This window comes from Blautia sp. Marseille-P3201T, assembly GCF_900120295.1.
Classification (GTDB): Bacteria; Bacillota; Clostridia; order Lachnospirales; family Lachnospiraceae; genus Blautia.
Window position 1 is genome coordinate 103,025 of the sequence record NZ_LT635466.1, and the last position, 21,898, is coordinate 124,922.

Here is a 21,898-nt window from a genome sequence, read left to right on the forward strand (position 1 = left end):
TCACATAGTGATAATTTCATCTCCGCGAGCTGCGCATCCTTGCGAAGCCTTTTTTGTTTCATAGGACGCAATTTCCTATGAAACAAAAGAAGCTTCGGTCTCCCGAAGCTTCCTGTTTCTTTCCTATTTATCTTCTTCGTCCTCATCCTCGTCTTCAAAATAGTCATCGAAATCATCATCAAAGTCTTCTTCGAAATCTTCCAGATAATCCGGTGTAAAGAAGCGGTAAACTGCATAAGCAATTCCGGCGATTGCTGCTACTGCACCAATAATTGCCAATACCCATAATACCGTATTTTTGTTTTTTTCTTCCTCTTTCTTCTGTAATGCTGTGATTAAATTCTCAATACGATTCATATACTGCACCGTCCTCTCTTTTTACAAGCTATTGTAAAATCTGTTGAAAGCTGTTGTTTACTCAACTTTTTTTCTTCTATTATACCACTGTAATCTGAATTTTACTATCCCTTCTTAAATTTTTCAAGGGGAGTTTTCCAATTTCAAAAACTTCTTAAATTTTTTTCAATTTTGCAAAGGATGCAAACATTTTCTTCACACCGACTTTATCAAAATTCACAGTTACCTCGTAATCTCTGCCGCCTTCTGTAATATCCGTCACCACACCTGCTCCAAACTTAATATGTTTTACCGTGTCACCCACTCCGTAGTCAAGCCCCTGCGCTTTTTTCACCTCAAACTGTTTTGGTATAAATGCAGGCTGTTTAAATGCCTGTTTCATCTGCTGATAAGATGTTGGCATTGGTATTTCTTTTAATTTTTTCTCTGGAAACTCTCTTCCCAGTTCCACTAACTCTCTTGGAATTTCTTTAATAAAGCGGGATACCTTATTATATTGTGTTTCCCCCCTGATCATTCTCTGCTGTGCACATGTCAAAGTTAAATCTTTCATGGCTCTTGTAATTCCAACATAGCAAAGCCGTCTTTCTTCCTCAATTTCCGTAGGGTCATCTGCTGTAATTGTCATATAGCTTGGGAAAATACCATCTTCCATACCTGCAAGATACACATAAGGAAATTCCAAACCCTTGGCACTGTGTAAGGTCATTAAAAGTACCTGATTATCATCGCCATCCACAGAGTCAATATCTGCTACCAGTGCTACTTCCTCTAAAAATCCGGATAAAGTAGGAGTTTCATTTTCTTCCTCATAGGAAACTACCTTTGTAATCAACTCGTCAATATTTTCAATTCTAGCCTCTGCTTCATCTGTGCCTTCATTTCGCAGTTCTTCCACATACCCTGTACTTTCTATAATATCCTTTAAAAGCTCGGAAGGTGAAAGAAATTCCTGCTTACTTCTCAATGTTTGAATAAAAGTAACAAAAGGCTCTACTTTCACGGCTGCTCTGCCAATAGATGGAATTTGTTCTGCCTCCCGAAGTGCATCGTAAAATCCCATTCCTCTTTCGCTGGCATAATCCTGTACACGACTTAAAGTAGTGGCTCCAATTCCTCTTTTCGGCACATTAATAATTCTTCTCACTGCCAAATCATCTTTTGCATTATCTACTGTTTTTAAATATGCCAGCAAATCTTTAATTTCCTTTCTGGCATAGAAGTTTACACCACCTACCAGCTTATACGGAATATTCGCCATCAAAAGTTTTTCTTCAAAAAGACGGGACTGGGCATTTGTTCTGTACAATACAGCAAAGTCACGATACTCTCCATCGCCTTCCCGTACCTTTTTGCTGATTTCTCCGACCACATATTCTGCCTCTTCATAGGCATTCATAAACTGTCTGAAATGAAGCTTTTCACCTTCTTCATTCTCTGTCCAAAGAGTTTTTCTCTTTCTCTCCATATTATTTTGAATAACCTGATTTGCTGCATTTAAAATATTCTGCGTTGAACGGTAATTCTGTTCCAGACGAATAACTTTTGCATTGGAAAATACCTTTTCAAATCCTAAAATATTTCCGATATTTGCTCCTCTGAACTTGTAAATCGACTGGTCATCATCCCCGACTACACAGAGATTTTGATATTTACTTGCTAAAAGGCTTACAAATTTAAACTGTGCTGTATTGGTATCCTGATATTCATCTACCATAATATAACGGAAACGCTCCTGAAAATATTCCAGCACATCAGGACAGGACTGAAAAAGCTCTACGGTTTTTACAATTAAATCATCAAAATCCAGTGCATTATTTTTTTTCAATTCCTTTTGATATTCCTTGTATGCCAAAGTAATTTTCTTCTTAGAAAAATCTGCCATATTTTGTAATTCATATTCTTCCGGACTGATTAATTCATCTTTCGCGGAAGAAATCGCTGCCAAAATTGCTTTTTCTTTATAAACTTTTGTATCAATATTGAGACGCTTACAAATATCCTTCATCAATGTTTTCTGGTCATCTGCATCATAGATCGTAAAATTTGTATCATATCCCAAGCGGTCGATAAAACGGCGAAGCATTCGCACACAGCTGGAATGGAAAGTAGATACCCAAATACTTTCCGCACCAAATCCCACGATTTTATCCACCCTTTCACGCATCTCACCTGCTGCTTTATTTGTAAAGGTAATTGCCATAATATTCCATGGATTTACACCCTTTTCTTCTATTAAATAAGCAATTCTATGTGTAAGAACCCTTGTCTTTCCTGAACCGGCTCCTGCCAGAATAAGTACAGGTCCTTCTGTATGAAAAACAGCCTCTCTTTGTTCTGTATTTAATGTATCATAGATACTCATTTTTATTTATCCTCCATTTAAACTCCTGTTACAATCAAAACATTTGTTCTTCTAATATAACATATCTTTTTTTAACAACGCAAGTACAAAAAGTCTGTCAACTTGATTTCTTTTTCAAATCTGAAATACCCTCTTTACAAATAGTATTCAAAACCATATAATAGGGAGTAGAGGTGATAACATGACGATAGACACAAAAGATATTTTAAACAGCATATTAGCCAGTATTTCACGGATTGACTATATCAAACCTGAAGAAATCCCCGGCATTGATTTATATATGGACCAGGTCACAACATTCATGGAAAACCACTTATCTTCTTCCAAGCGTCATCCTGAAGATAAAGTATTAACAAAAACCATGATTAACAACTATGCCAAAAATCATTTGCTTCCCCCTCCTGTAAAGAAAAAATATTCTCGGGAACATATTTTGATGCTGACATTTATCTATTATTTTAAAAATATTATGTCCATCAATGACATACAAGTTCTTTTAGGGCCTATTGCCGAGGAATTTTTTCCGGGAAATGGCAGTTTAAAATTAACAGAAGTATATCAGGAAATTATGGATTTGGAGTTAGAACAGATTGAGCCACTTATAAAGGACGTTACCAGAAAATTCAATAAAGCCCGGTCTTCTTTCTCTGATGCAGATGAAAAAGAACAGGATTTTCTTCAAAAATTTGCCTTTATCTGTATGTTAAGCTTTGACGTTTATGTAAAAAAACAGGTCATCGAAAATCTCATTGACCAGATGGCAACACAAGACCCCTCCAAAAATCAAGACTGATTTTCTATATGAAAAGTGTAAAAAAGCTGTGACATAAGTCATTCTGTTTACCAGCCACCTATGCCACAGCTCCTTTTTTATTTTTCTTCTACTCTTTCAAATACCATGTCATATCCGTCATTTCCATAATTCAGACTTCTATTAACACGGCTGATTGTTGCGGTAGATGCCCCTGTTTTTTCTGAAATTTCCAGATAGGTTCTCTTTTCTTTCAACATTTTCGCCACTTCAAAACGCTGAGATAAAGATAAAATTTCATTCACAGTACAAACATCTTCAAAAAACAGATAACATTCTTCTCTGTTTTTTAAACTTAAAATTGCATCAAACAGTGAATCAACAGCCTCTGTGTGAATTTTTTTACTCATATTTCAATTCTCCTTACATTTTAGTGTGCACCCCATTCTTCCTATATATAGTAGCACAGTAAATTTTTAAAGTAAAGAAAAGTTACCAATTTTTTATAAATTTTTATATTTATTGACGTATTTTTTCAATTCACATACACTCCTGTTCACTACTAAGTCCTCCGGGAAAGCAATTTCGTCAAAAATCTCCTGTGCATACTTGTGAAATCCCACTAAAGTATCTGTATGTGCATCACTGTTTACCACTACCGGAACCTGATATTCCATACAATAGCCCAGCATAGTTTTTACATTCTCTGCTCCGCCTTGTCTTGTACATCTGGGATCCAGAGAATTATTATTCACTTCCAAAAGAATTCCATATTCCTTGGCTGCCTGTACCAATGCCAGATAATCCACCGGATACCGCCCATCATCCGGATGCCCGATAATATCCACATAAGGTTTTTTCATAACTTCAATGTATGCCTGTGTATTTTCCTCTCTCGTTCCTGGTTTTATACAGGGAATATGAAGACTTGCAATAATAATATCCAGCTTTTTTCGAAGATTTTCATCTAAATCCATGTTTCCTCTACTGTCCAAAATATTGACTTCGCTTCCAAGTAAGAGCTCTATTCCATACATTTCCCGCTCCACCATTTTCAGGTTTTGAAAATAATATTCGTGGCATGTTCCCGGCATAGCCATAGCATGTTCTGTAATCCCTAAAAGCTCCAATCCTTTCTCGGATGCCGCTTTCGCCATTTCCCGCATGGTATTATAAGCATGTCCGCTGGCAATGGTATGTGTATGCACATCTAATACATATTTCATTTCCTATTCCTCCCTGCATTTTTCTGATTTTAGAAAAAGAGACTATTGCATAAACAGAAATATGCTCTCAATGCAACAGCCTCTTTTACAAAATTTTATACAATTTCTTCAAATAATTCCTTTACTGCCGGATAGATTTTTGCAAATTTACGATATTTTTCCTCGTATTTTGCAGCTAATTCCGGTTCAGGCTCTATAGTATCAATAACTTTTACAATTTTTTCTGCTGCTTCCTCTACAGACGCAAATTCCCCATTAGCAACTGCCGCCAGCATGGCTCCGCCTAAAGCAGGTCCTTCTTCTGACTCAATAATATCTACTTTAATATTTAAAACATTTGCAATTATTTTTCTCCAAAGAGGGCTCTTAGCGCCACCGCCACAGATTTTTGTTCTTTCGATTTTAATCCCCAGAGATTTTGCCACTTCAAAAGAATCACGAATTGCAAAAGCAACTCCTTCTAAAACAGCCTGTGTCATGTCAGCTCTTGTTGTATCCATAGTAAGACCAATAAAAGTTCCTCTTGCATTTGGATTGTTGTGAGGAGAACGTTCTCCCATCAGATATGGAAGAAAGTATACCTTATTTTCCCCCAGCTTGTCAATCTCTGCCTGTTCTTTTCCGTAATCCTTTGTACCAATAATTTCATCCATCCACCACTTATTACAAGAAGCAGCGCTTAACATACATCCCATCAAATGATAATTTCCGTCTGCATGAGCAAATGCATGCAGTGCATTGTTTGGGTCAACTCCAAATTCTTTGCTGGAAATAAAAATTGTTCCACTTGTTCCAAGAGAAATATTACATCTTCCATCTCCTACAGTACCTGTTCCTACTGCTGCAGCTGCATTATCCCCTGCTCCGGCCACAATTTTACATGTTTCAGAAATCTGAAGTTCTTCTGCCAGTTCTTTTTTTAATGTCCCCACAGTTTCATAACTCTCAAATAATGTAGGCATCTGTTCTTCTGTGATGCCACAGATTTCCAGCATTTCTTTAGACCAGCATCTGTTTTTTACATCAAGGAGTAACATCCCTGATGCGTCAGACATATCACAGCAATGAACACCGGAAAGTCTGTATGCCAGATAGTCTTTTGGAAGCATGATTTTTCTGATTTTTTTGAAGTTCTCCGGCTCATTTTCTTTTACCCACAAAATTTTAGGAGCTGTAAATCCTGCAAAAGCAATATTTGCTGTATAATCAGATAATTTATCTTTTCCAATTACCTGATTTAAATAATCTGTTTCTTTTTGTGTTCTTCCATCATTCCACAAAATTGCCGGACGAATAACTTCATCATTCTCATCCAAAATTACAAGGCCATGCATCTGTCCTCCAAAGCTGATACCTGCCACCTGGCTTTTATCACATTCTGCCGTCAATTCCTTAATTCCTTCTAAGCTCTGTTTCCACCAGTCCTCCGGGTTCTGCTCAGACCAGCCCGGCTTAGGAAAACACAATGGATATTCCTTTGATACAATTTTCTCAATTTTCCCTGTTTCATTCATTAAAAGCAACTTTACTGCTGAAGTTCCTAAATCTACTCCAATATATAACATAACAAACCTCCTATGAAACAATGGAGGCTGCCCATAGAAAGACAGCCTCTGTAATTATGTCAAAATATCAATATGTATTTCCAATTATTTTATGCAAATGGGTTTTCTGTTGGGTATAAAGCGCCTTTTGGCTGGTTATAGTTAATTTCATCAACTTCCACACCTAAGAATTTAAATACTTCAAACAATGTTTTTCCGTAATGTCCGAAAGCAACTGCTCCATGATGAGGATAATTTTTCTCAATCAGAACATGACGATAAAAACGTCCCATTTCAGGAATTGCAAAAATACCAATTCCTCCAAAGCTCTGTGTTGCTACCGGCAGAACTTCTCCCTGTGCAATGTATGCACGAAGTTTGCAGTCTGCTGTACTCTGTAAACGATAGAAAGTAATATCTCCAGGAATAATATCTCCTTCCAGAGTACCCTGTGTTACTTCTTCCGGCAATGTTCTTGCCATAATCATCTGATACTTCATAGAACATGCTGTCAGCTTACTTGCTGCTGTGTTTCCACAATGAAATCCCATAAAAGTATCTTTTTGTGTATAGTTATATTTATTTTTGATTTCTTCATCATAAATATAAGCCGGTACTGTATTGTTAATATCCAGCAATGTAACGGTATCCTGACTGATAACTGTACCAATGTATTCACTTAATGTTCCCCAGATATCTACTTCACAGGAAACAGGAATTCCTCTGTCTGTCAGACGGCTATTTACATAACATGGTACAAATCCAAACTGTGTCTGGAATGCAGGCCAGCATTTTGTTGTAAGTGTCACATATTTTCTGCTGCCTTTGTGTGCTTCTACCCAGTCTAATAATGTAATTTCATACTGAGCAAGCTTAGGCAGAATTTCAGGTTTCATATTTCCTTCGCCTAACTCTGCTTCCATTTCTTTTACAACGTCAGGAATACGTGGGTCATCTGCATGTTTGTTAAATGCTTCAAATAAATCAAGTTCAGAGTTTTCTTCAATTTCTACACCTAAATCATATAATCTCTTAATTGGTGCATTACAAGCAAGGAAGTTTGCAGGTCTTGGACCAAAGCTGATGATTTTCAGATTTTTCAGAGCAACAACAGCTCTTGCAATCGGAGCAAATTCGTTAATCATTTCTGCAACTTCTTCTGCTGTTCCTACCGGATATTCCGGAATATATGCATGCAGATTACGCAGTTTTAAATTATAGCTGGCATTTAACATACCACAGTAAGCATCACCTCTGCCCTGTACCAGATTTCCTTCTTCTGCTGCAGCAACAACCATAGACGGACCATGAAAAGCTTTTACTAACATAGTTTCTTCTGTTTCCGGACCAAAGTTTCCAAGATAAACAACCTGTGCATTACAGCCTGCCTCTCTTAATTCCTTTGCTGCCTTTAACATATCTGTTTCACTTTCTACTACAGTAGGACATTCAAAAATTTCCCCATTAAAGTTTTTCTTATAAGCTTCTACAACTGCTTTTCTTCTGTTTTCAGATAAAGACATAGGGAAACAGTCACGGCTTACTGCAACAATACCTAATTTTAATTCCGGCATATTTGATAAATTCATGTTTCTTTCCTCCTGAAAATATTTTATTCTACTGAAAGGTTTTCACCTTTTAATCCTACAAATGCTCCCTCAATTTTTGCATCTTCATGAGCAATTAACCATTTATTTCTGGCAAATAACAGCTGATCTTCTTTCACATTTTCCTGCGTTTTTTCAATCTCTGTATTTGTTCCTTTTGGTAAAACAACTGCTGTAGAGAATTTTTCTCCATTTGCGTTACATGGCGCATAGTGCAGTGTAGTTGCATAAACTTCTACAATCGTTCCTGCCGGAATGAAAAAGGCTTCTATTTTTTCCGTATCGTAACTCTTGTCTTCTTCAATATCCTGTTCCTTTCCCAGCAATAAAATCATATCTGTCAGCGCCACATTTACTTCCGAATCTCTGTGATATTCAACAGCATTTAGAAGTACATTACTGCCATTACAATATCCGATTTGTATCGGCATACCGCCATACAAGCTGTAGGCAATTTTTTTTGCACTTTCACATGCTTCCAGTTTTGCATCAGAAGCCACATAAACTACGTCTTCAGGCTTCGGTGTTTCTCTTAACACATCCAATAAATCTGATACATCAATACCTGTTATTACCCTTCCGTAAGCTTTAAAGTTCGGGTGGGAAACCTGTAAAATTTCCATAATATAACCAAAACCTCCTCACTTAGTTTAGTCATTAAACTATATATTTATGCTAACATTATACGTACAAAAAATCAAGTTGTTTTTCTTAAAAATGACATGTAAATTTCTACAAAAAAAGAGAGGATTTTTCAGGCAAATTTCCCTTGTTTCCTCTCTACTTTTTATTGAACCGGAATAGTAATATCCTTTTCAAAATATTTTTTTGAAATTTCTCCAAGACTTCCATCTTTTCTAAGTTCTATCAGCTTTTCATTAATTTTCTCTGCCATAGGGTTGTTTTTCTTTGTAAACGCTGCAATTTTCGTATTGTCCGTATTTACACCTACAATATCCTCAATTTCTGAAATATCTGCATAAGCATCAGAATGGGAATAATGGCTCTCGTTCCAGTCTGCAAGACCTACCGCCGATATTACACAATCATATAAATCCGCATCCAGAGATTTTAAAAGATTATCTTCCGATGTATCCACAATCTCCAGTTTCAATTCTAATCTCTCTGCTACTTTCTGTGCCACTTCAACTTCAAATCCTTCCGGCATACTGCTTTCCGGCGAAACATAACACATCTTATCCAGCTGCAGGTTCATTCCCACTTTTAGTGTTCCATTTTCTATAGGTCTGGCCTCACTTTTCCCTATACTGCAGCCGCTGAAACATAGGAGTATGACAGCCATTAAACAAACAAAGCTTTTGTATCTCTTTTTCATAAACATTATCCTATTATCTTTCAAATTTATTTAAGTCCACATTAACACAAATAGAAAAGCTTTGTCAATGGCATATAACTTACGCTCTGTTACATTCCTTCCATAGAAAATTTTCTTTTTCCTCCCCTGATACTGTTATTTTCTGTCGCATTCTTTCTCTTGTAAAAGAATTTTCTTAATGGTATGATATAAGAAGAATAAAAAGAGAGGATTTCTTATGGAAAACTGGAATGGAAAACCCTATCATTCTTTTGACTATATGTTAAGAGAAAAATTTGGAGAAAAAATATATAAAGTTGCCTTAAACGGAGGTATGACTTGCCCTAACCGCGATGGAACTTTAGGCAGCCGAGGCTGTATTTTCTGTAGTGCAGGCGGTTCCGGTGATTTTGCCGGAAACCGGCAGGACTCTATTACAGAACAGATTGAAAAACAGACCGCTTCTATTCGGCAAAAACGAGGAGTTGCAAAATTTATTGCTTATTTTCAGGCCTATACAAATACCTATGCTCCTGTGGATTACTTACGTAAAATTTATACAGAGGCACTTTCTCATCCTGATATTGTAGCGATTTCTATCGGAACAAGGCCGGATTGTCTGGATGAGGATATTTTACAGCTTCTGGACGAATTAAATCAAAAAAAGCCTGTATGGGTGGAATTAGGTCTTCAAACCATTCACGAAACTACTGCCCAATATATTCGCCGGGGCTATGCCCTTTCCTGCTTTGAAACTGCTGTTTCAGAACTTCGAAAAAGAAATCTGGACGTTATTGTACATACTATTTTAGGTCTTCCCGGTGAAAGCAAAAACGATATTTTATCTACTATAGAGTATCTCAATCATCAGGATATTCAGGGAATTAAATTACAGCTCCTTCATGTATTAAAAGGAACAGATTTAGCAGATGATTATTTCAAAGGAAAATTTCAGGTATACACTATGGAAGAATATTTGGATCTTGTCATTGATTGTCTGGAACATCTTAATCCGGAAATTGTCATTCACCGTCTCACCGGTGACGGTCCAAAGGACTTGCTTATTGCTCCTTTGTGGAGCAGCGCCAAAAGAACAGTTTTAAATACCCTCCATCGTGAATGTAAACTTCGCCATTCTTTTCAGGGAAAACAGTATAAAATAATAGAAAATAAGGAGGATTAAGTCATGTCAGAACCCCTCACACTCTATAAATTAATTATTCTATATATGTTGGAAAAAGTAGATTTTCCACTTACAAATGCTCAAATTTCCGGTTTTGTGTTGGATAAAGGATATACCACCTATTTTCATCTGCAGCAGGCGATTTCGGAGCTCATTGACTCAGAATTAATTGAGTCCAAAACAATTCGAAACTCCTCTTACTTTGAAATCACTGCTCAGGGCAGACAGACGCTTTCCTACTTTGAAGACCAGATTTCTGATGAAATCAAATCAGACATTTCTACTTTTTTCAAAGAAAATATCATTCAAATGCGGGAAGAGTTATCTGCTGTTGCCGATTACTATAAAAGCGAAGTGGAAGGTTATCAGGTGCGTTGCCGACTGAAAAAAAATGATTTTTCTGTGGTAGATTTAACAATTGCAGTTCCTACAGAAGAAGCTGCCGCTGCTGTCTGTATGAACTGGAAAGAAAAGAGTCAGGATATTTATGAAAATCTTATTGAATTCTTAATGTAAAGTAACAGGTAAAAAGAGATGGACCTGTCACATTAAAGATTATTTCTGGATATAAATCGAATGTGACAACTCCATCTCTTTTTTATTTCATCATTTTCTTTAATTCGTCCATAAAGGTATCAATATCTTTGAATTCCCTGTATACAGACGCAAATCGGACATAAGCCACTGCATCCAGCTCTTTGAGCTTGTCCATAACAATTTCACCTATAAGAGTACTTGGTATTTCACGCTCTTCCTTATTGAAGATTTCTGTTTCTATCTCGTCAATTAAAGCCTCTATTCTCTTTACGGAAATTGGCCGTTTATAGCAGGCACGTGTGACTCCGCCCTGAATTTTGGAGCGATCATACTGTTCTCTGCTCTGATCTTTTTTTATGACCACCAGCGGAATGGTTTCAATTTTTTCGTATGTTGTAAAACGTTTCCCACATTCATCACACTGACGTCTTCGTCTTATAGAATTATTATCTGGTACAGGTCTTGAGTCAATGACTCTGGTATTTTCCTGACCGCAAAACGGACATTTCATGGCAAAGCCCTCCTGTCTTTTGTAGTTTCATTTCCACTGGTTTTTATGCTAAAATTGCCTCTGCCAAAGCTTCCAGATTTTCCTCATCTGATTTTTTCATCACAGATTTAATACTGACAACCGGCTCACAAATCTGAACATCTTTCATATTTTCCAGATATGCTTTCATCAATTTTCCAGCCATAGGAGCCCATGAACCATTCTCTACAATTCCCACTGTTCTCTTCTTATAAGTCTTTACTTTTAAATGGTATAAAAAGTCCTCCATACAAGGAAATAATGCTCCATCATAAGTTGGGGACATGAGTATCAGTTTGTCATAGCGAAATGCTTCTGCTACTGCTTCTGCCATATCATCTCTTGCCAAGTCAAAACTGCAAACTGCTTTTGCACCTTTTGCTTTTAAAATTTCAGAAAGTTTTTCAGCTGCTTTTGCCGTATTTCCATGAATAGATGCATAGGCAATTACCACGCCTTCTTCTTCCGGTTCATAGCTGCTCCATGTAAGATACTTATCAATATAATATCCCAGATTTTCTTTTAAAACAGGTCCATGCAGCGGACAGATAGTCTGAATATCTAAAGTTGCTGCTTTCTTTAACAAGTTTTGTACCTGTGTACCATATTTTCCTACAATATTAATGAAATATCTTCTGGCTTCGTCTGTCCATTCTTCTTCCGCATCAAGAGCGCCAAATTTTCCAAATCCGTCTGCTGAAAACAGGATTTTCTCAGACTGTTCATACTCAACCATAACTTCCGGCCAATGAACCATTGGAGCCATAAAAAACTGTAGTGTGTGACTTCCAAGGCTTAATGTTTCGCCTTCTTTTACTACAACACTTCTCTCTGAAAGATCCATGGAAAAGAACTGTGGCAGCATAGAAAAGATTTTTGCATTTCCTACAATTTTCATATCAGGATATAATTCAGCCAATTTCTGAATGTTTGATGCATGATCCGGTTCCAAATGAGAAATCACAAGATAATCTACCTTGCGGCCATTTAATGCTTCAGCTAAATTCTCCAGCCACTGCTCTGTAACACGTTTATCTACGGTATCCATAACAGCTACTTTTTCATCTAAAATCACATAGGAATTGTAAGAAACCCCATTTGGCACCTTATACTGACTTTCAAACAAATCAATCGTTTTATCATTCACTCCAACATAAACAACAGAGTCTGAAATTTTCATATCATACATGGGTTATATTCCTCCTTATCTTTAATATATCCATACTGTTTCTATTATATATGGAATGAATGAATTTTTCTACTACAATTTTCTTTTTCTTGACGTAATATAACGGAAAAGCTACAATGAGAACAACAGGAGGATTAAAAATCATGGAAAAATATACCGGTTATATTTTAAATCAATTACAAAAATTATTATCCATCGACAGCCCAACCGGCTATACCAAAAACGTGACGGACTATCTCATGGATGAATATAAGGCAATGGGATATCTGCCAAAACAAACTGTAAAAGGCGGTGTTTTGGTAGATTTAGGCGGAAAAGATGCTGAAAATGCCGTTTTTCTGGAAGCCCATGTAGATACTCTGGGAGCTATTGTCACAGAAGTAAAAGCAAATGGAAGACTTGCTGTCTCTCCTTTAGGAGGTATGAATGCCAATAATGCGGAAGGAGAAAACTGCAAAATTGTCACACGTTTTTCCGGTACTTATGAAGGTACCTGCCAGCTTTGCAATGCTTCTATTCACGTAAATGGAAAATATGATGAAACTTCCAGAAATTTTGACGTTATGGAAATTGTTCCTGATGAAAAAGTCTTTTCAAAAGCTGATACCGAGGCTCTTGGAATTATGACAGGAGATATTATATGTTTCTGCCCACGTACAACCATCACCAAAAGTGGATTTATTAAAAGCCGCTTTCTGGATGATAAATTAAGTGCCGCAATTTTAATGGGCTATGCCAAATATTTGAAAGATAATAACCTTTGTCCTGAAAGGAAGCTTTACCAGCATTTCACTGTATACGAAGAAGTGGGACATGGCGGCTCTGCATCTATTCCTGAAGGTGTCACAGAAGTTTTATCTGTAGATATGGGATGTGTAGGAGATGGATTAAGCTGCAAGGAACATCAGGTATCAATATGCGTCAAAGACAGCGGTGGCCCTTATAATTACCAGCTTGTCAGCGATTTAATCTCCGCTGCCAAAGATGCAGGTGTGGACTTTGCTGTAGATGTTTATCCTCATTACGGCTCAGACGCAGAAGCTGCTCTGCGAGCAGGTTATGATGTTCGTCACGGACTTATCGGAGCAGGTGTTTATGCTTCACATGGGTATGAACGCAGCCATGTAGATGGTGTAAAAAATACCTTTTTACTTTTAAAATCCTATTTAGGATAATTTTGTTTTAATTTTTCTTAAGAGAGTTTCCATTTTTTTTATAAAACAGACATAATTTCCTCATATTTTATCCGTATAATTGAAAATGGATAGTTGATAAACCACTCACTATCTCCCCCCTCAAGTTGGAAAGGCCCGATACTTTTGTATCGGGTTTTTTCTGTTGCTTTTCTTTTCTGCAACCGATATAATGATGTATATTAGTTATGACAAATAATAGAAAGAAGGATTTATTTTATGGGCAAAAAGAAAGTTGTAGTGGCTTTAGGCCATAGAGCTCTCGGCACAACACTTCCGGAACAGAAATGTGCCACAAAATCTTCTGCCAAAATTCTGGCTGATTTAATTGAGTGCGGACTCAATCTCGTAATTACACATAGCAATGCTCCTCAAATTGGCATGATTCACACGGCTATGAATGAATTTGGAAAAGTACATCCTGATTTTACTGCCGTTCCTATGTCTGTATGTTCTGCTATGAGTCAGGGCTATATTGGTTATGATATTCAAAATGCTTTAAGAGCAGAGCTTCTTCGCAGAGGTATCTATAAACCTGTAAGTACCATTTTAACTCAAGTTACTGTAGATCCTTACGATGATGCTTTCCATGAACCGGTAAAAGTAATCGGAAGAACGCTTACAGAAGAAGAAGCTTTTGCCGAAGAGAAAAAAGGAAACTATGTAACAAAAACGGAGCAGGGATACCGCAGAATTGTAGCCGCTCCAAAACCAGATAAAATTATTGAAATCGATGCCATCAAAACTTTATTTGATGCAGGACAGGTTGTCATTGCTGCCGGAGGAGGCGGAATTCCTGTTTTAGAGCAGGATGAAGAACTGACTGGTGCAAGTGCAGTCATTGAAAAAGACCTGATTAGTGAAAAACTGGCTGACGAACTGGACGCAGACATCCTTTTAATTTTAACAAGTGTAGATTGTGTTTCTGTAAATTACGAAACCACACAGGAAAAAGCGCTCCATAAAGTGACTTCCACTGAGTTAAAACAATACATGGCAGAAGGACAATTTGAAGATCACACTATGCTTCCAAAAATTCAGGCTGCTATTGACTTCGTAGAAGCAAAACCGGGAAGAAAAGCCATTATTACTTCTATCGCAAAAGCAAAAGACGGCTATTTAGAAAAAACAGGTACAATTGTAACAGCATAGAGTTTTTTATAATGCAAATATGGCACAATATTCTGTCATCAAACAATCGGAACATCGAGCCTATACTATCAAAAAACATTATATTTAAAATAGAAAAAGAATTGTTGTAGAAAAAACGCATTGGAACTGTTTATATATTTTGCGAATTTGTCGAGTACGCTTTGAGACCTCAGGCTCAAAGTGAACGCAGACTGAGCATAAATGTATAAACAGTTCCGATATGCGTACAAATACAACAACTCTTTTTATTTCCTTCCATATAGCGCTTTATCCCCAAATAATCGATTAATGGTTTTCTGGGGAATTTCAAATACCAGAATAATTCCTAATACCATAGCAATGGCAATTCCCAATGTTTCTCGTCCATAGTAAAGCCCCATTTCATGATTTTCCTGCACACTGTAATAAATCGTTCTGTATACACCAATTCCCGGCACTTCCGGAAAAATTCCTGCAATTAAAAACAAAGTTACCGGACATTTTCTCACAGTACTCCCAATTCTGGATGCTAGTGTAATAAATACAGTCGCAATAAAATTAGCTTCTACAACTCCTATATGCAGCACATGAATAAGAGCCCAGCATATCAGCCATCCGGTTCCTCCGATTACTCCACACAGAGGATAATGCTCTTTTGGTACAGAAAATAATACAGAAAAAGCAATGGTACCAAAAAAGGCAGCCAGAAATTGTAAAACTGCATCTGTAATCATAATAAGCTTCCTCCTGTCATTCGAAAGTAGATTACATGCATAAGACTGACACCCAGAGCAATTCCAAGCGCTACCATCAGAGCATCTAAAAATCGGACTCCGCCCCCAATATAATTTCCTTCTGCAAAGTCACGTACAGCATTTATCAGAGATACTCCGGGAACTAACGGCATAATAGAACCTACCAGAATGCTGCCCGGTGTATTTCCCAGTCCCATACGATAAAAAATTACAGCAAAAAAAGATACACAAAAACCGCCAATCAGGTTTAATACAATCTTTGAAGTGGATTTTTCTCTTTTTTCAAAAGCAATAAGTACCACATATAATAAAAATCCAGACAAAAAAGCAGCCAGCATATCCATAGCCTGTCCCCCCAGAAGATAGCAGAAACCACCGGATCCTACACCGGATGCAATCATTCTGCTGATATCGGATTTTCCCGGTTCTTTTTTAATCTCTTCCAGCCTTTTTTCAGCCTCCTCAATGGTATATTTTCCTTCTACGATTTCTCTGGAAAGCTGATTAACTGCTGCAATTCTATGAAGCTTCGCCCCTTGAATAGGAATGTGTTTTACACTGGCATACATCTCTCCTTCTTCGTTTTCAGCTGTAAGAAAAATCCCTGTACTCATGACAAAGGGACTGCACTTTTCAATTCCAAATGCCATTGCTATCCTTTTAATAGTTTCCTCTACTCTGAAAATTTCTGCCCCTGCATCCAGCAGAATTCTTCCGGCTTCCATAGACAGATCCAAAACCTTTTTATCTTCGTTCTCCATCTTAATCCTTCGTTCCTTTCTCAACGTCCCGCAAAATCAAGAACAAGGGACTGCCACACTGCGACAGCCCCTTGTCATTATCTGAATATTGTAAAGAACAGCATTACGATAATACCTAATACAATTCGGTACCAGCCAAAAGCTTTAAAATCATGTTTCTTGATGTATCCCATAAGGAATTTAATTGCCAAAATAGACACCACAAAGGATACTACTGTTCCTACACCTAAAATTGTAAGTTCCCATGCAGTAAAGTCAAATCCAAATTTTACAATTTTTAAAAGACTTGCCCCAAACATAACAGGAATTGCAAGGAAAAAGGTGTATTCTGCTGCCACTTTTCTGGATGCTCCCAGGAGAATTCCTCCAATGATAGTAGCACCGGAACGAGATGTTCCCGGAATTAATGCCAGCACCTGAAATACTCCGATTAATAACGCTGTTTTCCATGTAATATCTGCAATAGAATGAATTTTTACCTCTCTCTTTTCATTGTAATCTTCCACTACCAAAAAGAGAACACCATATACAATCAGCATAACTGCTACTACAAACCAGTTATTAAACTTCTTTTCAATAAAATCATCAAAAGGAAGACCGATTAAAATTGCAGGAAGACAGGATACCATAATCTTCAGCCACATAATCATCTTATCGATTTTTACAAAACGGCATAAAGTTCCTGCTGCCTTCTCTACTTTCGTCACATTTTCATGTTTTGGCTTTTTATTGCGGAATGGCCAAATATCCTTCCAGTACAAGACAACTACTGCCAGAATTGCCCCTAACTGGATAACTACCATAAACATTTCCCAGAATGCTTTACTTACATCCAGTTTTACAAACTCTTCTACCAGAATTAAATGCCCTGTACTACTGATAGGAAGCCATTCTGTAATCCCCTCTACAATTCCTAAAAAAACAACCTTTAACAGTTCTATAATATCCATACCTTCTCCTCTTAAATTGCTGCGATATCAATCAGCTCCAGCTTTTGAATATCTGTATTTTCCAGACTGGTTACCAGTGCCTCTGCCGTATCTAATGCTGTTAATACATTTACACCTGTTTCAATAGCATTTCTTCTGATAATAAATCCATCCTTTGCTTTTTCCACACCCTGACTCGGTGTATCAATAACAAGGTCAATCTTATGTCCCAGAATTAAATCCATCAGGTTTGGTGACGGCTGCTCAATCTTATTTGTTCTCACTGCCTTCACACCATTTTCATTTAATACTTTTGCAGTGCTTCTTGTAGCATAAATCTTATATCCCAGATCAGAGAAACGTTTTGCAATAGGAATAATATCCTGTTTGTCTTCATCTCTTACTGTGATAATCATATTTTTATGCTTTGGAAGATTGATACCTGCTCCTAAGAAAGCCTTATAAAGAGCTTCATTAAAGCTTTCTGAAATTCCCAGACATTCACCTGTAGATTTCATTTCCGGTCCCAGGCTGATATCTGCACCTCTGATTTTTTCAAAGGAGAATACCGGCATTTTTACTGCGTAATACTTTGCTTCCGGCTGAAGTCCCGGTGTATATCCTAAGTCCTTTAATTTATGACCTAAAATTACCTTTGCAGCTAACGGAACAATTGGAATGCCTGTTACTTTGCTGATATACGGTACAGTACGGCTGGAACGTGGATTTACTTCAATCACATATACTTCCTCACCACATACAATAAACTGAATGTTAATCATACCCAGAACATGAAGGGATTTTGCCAGTCTTCTGGTATATTCTTCAATAGTTTTTTTCGCTGTTTCACTGATTGTTCTTGCAGGATATACAGAAATACTGTCTCCGGAATGGATACCGGCTCTTTCAATATGCTCCATAATTCCCGGAATTAAGATATCCTCTCCGTCACATACCGCATCTACTTCGATTTCTTTACCCTGTAAATATTTATCTACCAGAATTGGATGTTCCTGTGCAATACGGTTAATAATTCCGATGTATTCTTCCACATCCTCATCGTTAATGGCAATCTGCATACCCTGTCCGCCTAATACATAAGAAGGACGTACTAAAACAGGATATCCCAGTTCATTTGCCGCTTTCTTTGCTTCTTCTGCTGTATATACTGTATGCCCCTTTGGTCTTGGAATATGACATTCCTCCAAAATACCGTCAAACAGCTCTCTGTCCTCGGCAGCATCTACATTTTCTGCAGAAGTTCCCAGAATTTTCACGCCCATTTTAATCAGAGCTTCTGTCAGCTTAATGGCAGTCTGTCCACCAAACTGTACCACTGCTCCGTCCGGTTTTTCCACATTTACTACGTTTTCCACATCTTCCGGTGTAAGAGGCTCAAAATAAAGCTTATCAGCAATATCAAAGTCTGTACTTACTGTCTCAGGATTGTTATTGATAATAATGGTTTCGTATCCTTCTTTTTCAAATGCCCATGTACAGTGTACGGAACAGAAATCGAATTCAATTCCCTGACCGATACGGATAGGACCGGAACCTAAAATCAATACTTTTTTCTTATCTGTTTTGCCGTCTGCTTCATTTTCGCCTCCGTAAACAGAATAGTAATATGGTGTACTTGCCTCAAACTCTGCCGCACAGGTATCTACCATTTTATAAGCTGCTGTAATGCCGTATTCTTTACGCAGAGCTTTTACTTCATCTTCTGTCTTACCTGTCAGTTTTGCAATCACATGATCCGGAAACTCAATTCTCTTGGCTTCTCTCAAAAGATCTTCTGTCAGTTCTTTCTTTCTAAGCTCTTCTTCCATTTCTACAAGAATGGCAATTTTATCAATAAACCAATTATCAATCTTTGTAATCTTATGAATGGTTTCGTAGTCAGTGCCTCTGCGGATTGCCTCAGCAATTCTCCAGATACGCATATCATCCACAATACAAAGCTGTTCTAACAAATCTTCTTTGGAAAGTCCTGTAAAGTCATAAGACATGAGACTGTCTACATGCTGCTCCAGAGAACGGATTGCTTTCATTAAAGCGCCTTCAAAGTTATTACAGATACTCATAACCTCTCCAGTTGCCTTCATCTGTGTTGTCAATGTTCTCTTAGCGCTGATAAATTTATCAAATGGCAGACGAGGAATTTTTACAACACAGTAATCCAGCATTGGTTCAAAACTTGCATAAGTTTTTCCTGTAATAGCATTCTTAATTTCATCTAAAGTGTATCCCAAAGCAATCTTTGCCGCTACCTTTGCAATCGGATAGCCCGTAGCCTTAGATGCCAGTGCAGAAGAACGTGATACACGAGGGTTTACCTCGATTACACAGTATTCAAAGCTGTTAGGATTTAAAGCATACTGTACGTTACATCCACCTGTAATTCCCAACTCTGTAATAATATTTAAAGCAGAGGTACGAAGCATCTGGTATTCTTTATCTCCCAATGTCTGAGAAGGTGCGACTACAATACTGTCTCCTGTATGAACCCCTACAGGGTCCAGATTTTCCATATTACATACGGTAATGCAGTTTCCTGCACTGTCACGCATTACTTCGTATTCAATTTCTTTCCAGCCCGCAATGCAACGCTCTACCAGTACCTCGCCTACACGAGACAGGCGAAGTCCGTTTTCCAGAATTTCTACTAATTCTTCTTCGTTATTGGCAATACCGCCGCCGCTTCCTCCTAATGTATAAGCAGGACGAAGAACTACCGGATAACCGATTTTATTACTGAATGCAATTCCGTCTTCTACATTCTTTACTACCAGAGAAGCTGCAATAGGTTCTCCGATTTTTTCCATAGTGTCTTTAAATTCCTGGCGGTCTTCTGCCTTTTTAATTGTCTCAGAGGTTGTTCCGATCAGACGCACGTTATGCTCTTTTAAGAAGCCTCTTTCTTCCAGTTCCATAGCAAGGTTCAGTCCTGCCTGTCCGCCCAGAGTAGGAAGCACACTGTCCGGTTTTTCCTTTAAAATAAGCTGTTCTACCACTTCTACTGTCAAAGGCTCAATATAAACCTTATCTGCAATGTCCTTGTCCGTCATAATGGTAGCCGGATTGGAGTTCAATAAAACGACCTCTATCCCTTCCTCTTTTAAGGAACGGCATGCCTGTGTACCTGCATAATCAAATTCTGCTGCCTGTCCGATAACAATTGGACCGGAACCTATCATCAATACCTTTTTAATATCTGGATTTTTCGGCATTATTTGGTCACCTCCATCATTTTTAAAAATCTGTCAAATAAATACCCTGAGTCCTGTGGTCCCGGACAAGCTTCCGGATGGAACTGCACGGTAAAAATATTCTTTCCTGTATACTTTAAGCCTTCATTTGTCTTATCATTAACATTGATAAATGCCGGAACAGCAATTTCCGGATTTAAAGTGTCTGTATCTACTACATAACCATGGTTCTGAGAAGAAATATACACCCTTCCTGTTTCCAAATCTTTTACAGGATGATTTCCTCCTCTGTGTCCATATTTCATTTTCTTTGTGTCCGCTCCTGTGGCAAGCGCCATGAGCTGATGTCCCAGACAAATAGCAAAAATAGGAACTTCAGAGTCATATAATTTTTTTATTTCTTCTATAATAGAAGTACATTCTTTCGGATCTCCAGGTCCGTTAGAAAGCATAATTCCATCAGGATTTGTTTTCAGAATTTCCTCTGCTTTTGTGAAGGCAGGATAAATAGTCACTTCGCAGCCTCTTTCATTTAAGGATTTTGCAATATTATCTTTGGCTCCAAAGTCCATTAAAGCTACCTTCGGACCTTCTCCCTTTAAAACTGTTTTTTCTTCACAGGTTACACGTTCCACTACTTTTCCTGTGTTATATGCCTTTAATCTTGGAATAATCTCTTCTAATTTATAAGCTGCATCTGTTGTAATCATTCCGTTCATTGTGCCTTTTTCTCTCAGCAGCTTCGTCAGAGCTCTTGTATCAATGCCTGCAATTCCCGGAATATCATATTGCTTTAAGAAGTTCTGAATAGTGTCTTCACTTCTGAAATTACTTGGCATGCGAGATAATTCTCTAACGATATACCCATCCGGCCATGGTCTTAAAGACTCCTGATCTTCATGGCAAATACCATAATTTCCGATTAAAGGATAGGTCATACAGACTGCCTGTCCTGCATAAGAAGGATCTGTAAGCACCTCTAAATAGCCTGTCATAGATGTATTAAAGACAATTTCACTGATGATTTCCTTTTTAGAACCAATGCTGGTTCCTGTAAAAACAGTTCCGTCTTCCAGTATCAAAAATGCTTTCATGCTTTCACCTGTCTTCCTTTCTGAGCGGCTCTTTTATAAAGCCCTATTTTTTCCCAAATTGCTAAAAGTTTATCACAACATATAGTAATTTTCAACCTTTTTTTTCATACTCTTGTGTAGAATATTCTCATAAAAAAGCTTAAATTTTTTTCAAATTTACTGTTGACATTTTGAATAACATCATGTATTATATACCTTGTGCTTAAGACAGCACAAACTTAAT

Annotated in this window: 20 protein-coding genes; 5 read left to right on the forward strand and 15 right to left on the reverse strand. The window is 37.5% G+C overall.

From position 1 onward, the window contains the following. Positions 1 to 123: 123 nt before the first annotated feature. Positions 124 to 357: a DUF4366 domain-containing protein gene (locus tag BQ7352_RS02080; RefSeq protein ID WP_072446661.1), complete on the reverse strand. Its 234-nt coding sequence runs from the start codon at positions 355 to 357 to the stop codon at positions 124 to 126. 154 nt (positions 358 to 511) lie between these two features. Beyond that, positions 512 to 2,722 carry a DNA helicase PcrA gene (gene pcrA, locus BQ7352_RS02085; RefSeq protein WP_072446562.1) on the reverse strand — a complete coding sequence of 737 codons (2,211 nt, stop codon included), beginning with the start codon at positions 2,720 to 2,722 and terminating at the stop codon, positions 512 to 514. A gap of 181 nt (positions 2,723 to 2,903) precedes the next feature. Between pcrA and BQ7352_RS02090 the strand changes: the two genes are divergently transcribed. Then, complete coding sequence (locus BQ7352_RS02090) at positions 2,904 to 3,515, forward strand: DUF1836 domain-containing protein (protein WP_072446564.1); 612 nt, start codon at positions 2,904 to 2,906, stop codon at positions 3,513 to 3,515. A 77-nt stretch (positions 3,516 to 3,592) separates the two neighbouring features. On the opposite strand, the gene BQ7352_RS02095 is transcribed toward BQ7352_RS02090, so the two are convergent. The 6 genes from BQ7352_RS02095 to BQ7352_RS02120 form a co-directional block, all read right to left on the reverse strand. Next, the gene (locus BQ7352_RS02095) at positions 3,593 to 3,883 is read right to left on the reverse strand and encodes a YerC/YecD family TrpR-related protein (protein WP_003023216.1); all 291 of its coding nucleotides are present in this window, start codon (positions 3,881 to 3,883) and stop codon (positions 3,593 to 3,595) included. Positions 3,884 to 3,976: 93 nt separating this feature from the next. Continuing rightward, on the reverse strand, positions 3,977 to 4,699 hold the full coding sequence (locus BQ7352_RS02100; RefSeq protein ID WP_072446566.1) for a phosphatase: 723 nt from the start codon (positions 4,697 to 4,699) through the stop codon (positions 3,977 to 3,979). 95 nt (positions 4,700 to 4,794) lie between these two features. After that, complete coding sequence (gene xylB / locus BQ7352_RS02105; protein ID WP_072446568.1) at positions 4,795 to 6,264, reverse strand: xylulokinase; 1,470 nt, start codon at positions 6,262 to 6,264, stop codon at positions 4,795 to 4,797. A gap of 89 nt (positions 6,265 to 6,353) precedes the next feature. Beyond that, positions 6,354 to 7,832, reverse strand: coding sequence for an L-fucose/L-arabinose isomerase family protein (locus BQ7352_RS02110; protein ID WP_072446570.1), 1,479 nt, complete (start codon positions 7,830 to 7,832; stop codon positions 6,354 to 6,356). A gap of 23 nt (positions 7,833 to 7,855) precedes the next feature. Continuing rightward, positions 7,856 to 8,473 (reverse strand): DUF4867 family protein, encoded by a 618-nt coding sequence (locus BQ7352_RS02115; protein WP_083429826.1) that lies wholly within the window; start codon positions 8,471 to 8,473, stop codon positions 7,856 to 7,858. Between the two features lie 164 nt (positions 8,474 to 8,637). Continuing rightward, positions 8,638 to 9,186, reverse strand: coding sequence for a transporter substrate-binding domain-containing protein (locus tag BQ7352_RS02120; RefSeq protein ID WP_072446572.1), 549 nt, complete (start codon positions 9,184 to 9,186; stop codon positions 8,638 to 8,640). A 217-nt stretch (positions 9,187 to 9,403) separates the two neighbouring features. On the opposite strand from BQ7352_RS02120, the gene BQ7352_RS02125 reads away from it, so the two are divergent. Together BQ7352_RS02125 and BQ7352_RS02130 are read left to right on the forward strand one after the other, a co-directional pair. Further along, positions 9,404 to 10,348 carry a tRNA modification radical SAM protein MnmL/YtqA gene (locus BQ7352_RS02125; protein WP_072446574.1) on the forward strand — a complete coding sequence of 315 codons (945 nt, stop codon included), beginning with the start codon at positions 9,404 to 9,406 and terminating at the stop codon, positions 10,346 to 10,348. Positions 10,349 to 10,351: 3 nt separating this feature from the next. Further along, positions 10,352 to 10,864, forward strand: coding sequence for a DUF4364 family protein (locus BQ7352_RS02130; RefSeq protein WP_072446576.1), 513 nt, complete (start codon positions 10,352 to 10,354; stop codon positions 10,862 to 10,864). An 82-nt stretch (positions 10,865 to 10,946) separates the two neighbouring features. Here BQ7352_RS02130 and nrdR read toward each other — a convergent pair whose 3' ends face one another. Continuing rightward, the gene (nrdR, locus tag BQ7352_RS02135) at positions 10,947 to 11,396 is read right to left on the reverse strand and encodes a transcriptional regulator NrdR (protein WP_072446578.1); all 450 of its coding nucleotides are present in this window, start codon (positions 11,394 to 11,396) and stop codon (positions 10,947 to 10,949) included. Between the two features lie 43 nt (positions 11,397 to 11,439). Continuing rightward, a complete protein-coding gene (locus tag BQ7352_RS02140; RefSeq protein ID WP_072446580.1) occupies positions 11,440 to 12,603 on the reverse strand; it encodes an FprA family A-type flavoprotein in 1,164 nt (387 codons plus the stop codon). A gap of 143 nt (positions 12,604 to 12,746) precedes the next feature. On the opposite strand from BQ7352_RS02140, the gene BQ7352_RS02145 reads away from it, so the two are divergent. Further along, on the forward strand, positions 12,747 to 13,778 hold the full coding sequence (locus BQ7352_RS02145; protein ID WP_072446582.1) for a M42 family metallopeptidase: 1,032 nt from the start codon (positions 12,747 to 12,749) through the stop codon (positions 13,776 to 13,778). A gap of 237 nt (positions 13,779 to 14,015) precedes the next feature. After that, a complete protein-coding gene (gene arcC / locus BQ7352_RS02150) occupies positions 14,016 to 14,948 on the forward strand; it encodes a carbamate kinase (protein ID WP_072446584.1) in 933 nt (310 codons plus the stop codon). 245 nt (positions 14,949 to 15,193) lie between these two features. On the opposite strand, the gene BQ7352_RS02155 is transcribed toward arcC, so the two are convergent. From BQ7352_RS02155 to BQ7352_RS02175, 5 genes are all read right to left on the reverse strand, one after another. Then, positions 15,194 to 15,661, reverse strand: a complete 468-nt coding sequence (locus BQ7352_RS02155; protein WP_072446586.1) for a threonine/serine exporter family protein — start codon at positions 15,659 to 15,661, stop codon at positions 15,194 to 15,196. After that, positions 15,658 to 16,443 (reverse strand): threonine/serine exporter family protein, encoded by a 786-nt coding sequence (locus BQ7352_RS02160; protein WP_072446588.1) that lies wholly within the window; start codon positions 16,441 to 16,443, stop codon positions 15,658 to 15,660. The genes BQ7352_RS02155 and BQ7352_RS02160 overlap by 4 nt, the downstream gene beginning before the upstream one ends. Positions 16,444 to 16,520: 77 nt before the next feature. Next, the gene (locus BQ7352_RS02165) at positions 16,521 to 17,393 is read right to left on the reverse strand and encodes an undecaprenyl-diphosphate phosphatase (protein ID WP_072446591.1); all 873 of its coding nucleotides are present in this window, start codon (positions 17,391 to 17,393) and stop codon (positions 16,521 to 16,523) included. A gap of 11 nt (positions 17,394 to 17,404) precedes the next feature. Continuing rightward, positions 17,405 to 20,602, reverse strand: coding sequence for a carbamoyl-phosphate synthase large subunit (gene carB, locus BQ7352_RS02170; RefSeq protein ID WP_072446593.1), 3,198 nt, complete (start codon positions 20,600 to 20,602; stop codon positions 17,405 to 17,407). Beyond that, complete coding sequence (locus BQ7352_RS02175; RefSeq protein WP_072446595.1) at positions 20,602 to 21,675, reverse strand: carbamoyl phosphate synthase small subunit; 1,074 nt, start codon at positions 21,673 to 21,675, stop codon at positions 20,602 to 20,604. Before BQ7352_RS02175 ends, carB begins: the two co-directional genes overlap by 1 nt. Positions 21,676 to 21,898: the final 223 nt, after the last annotated feature.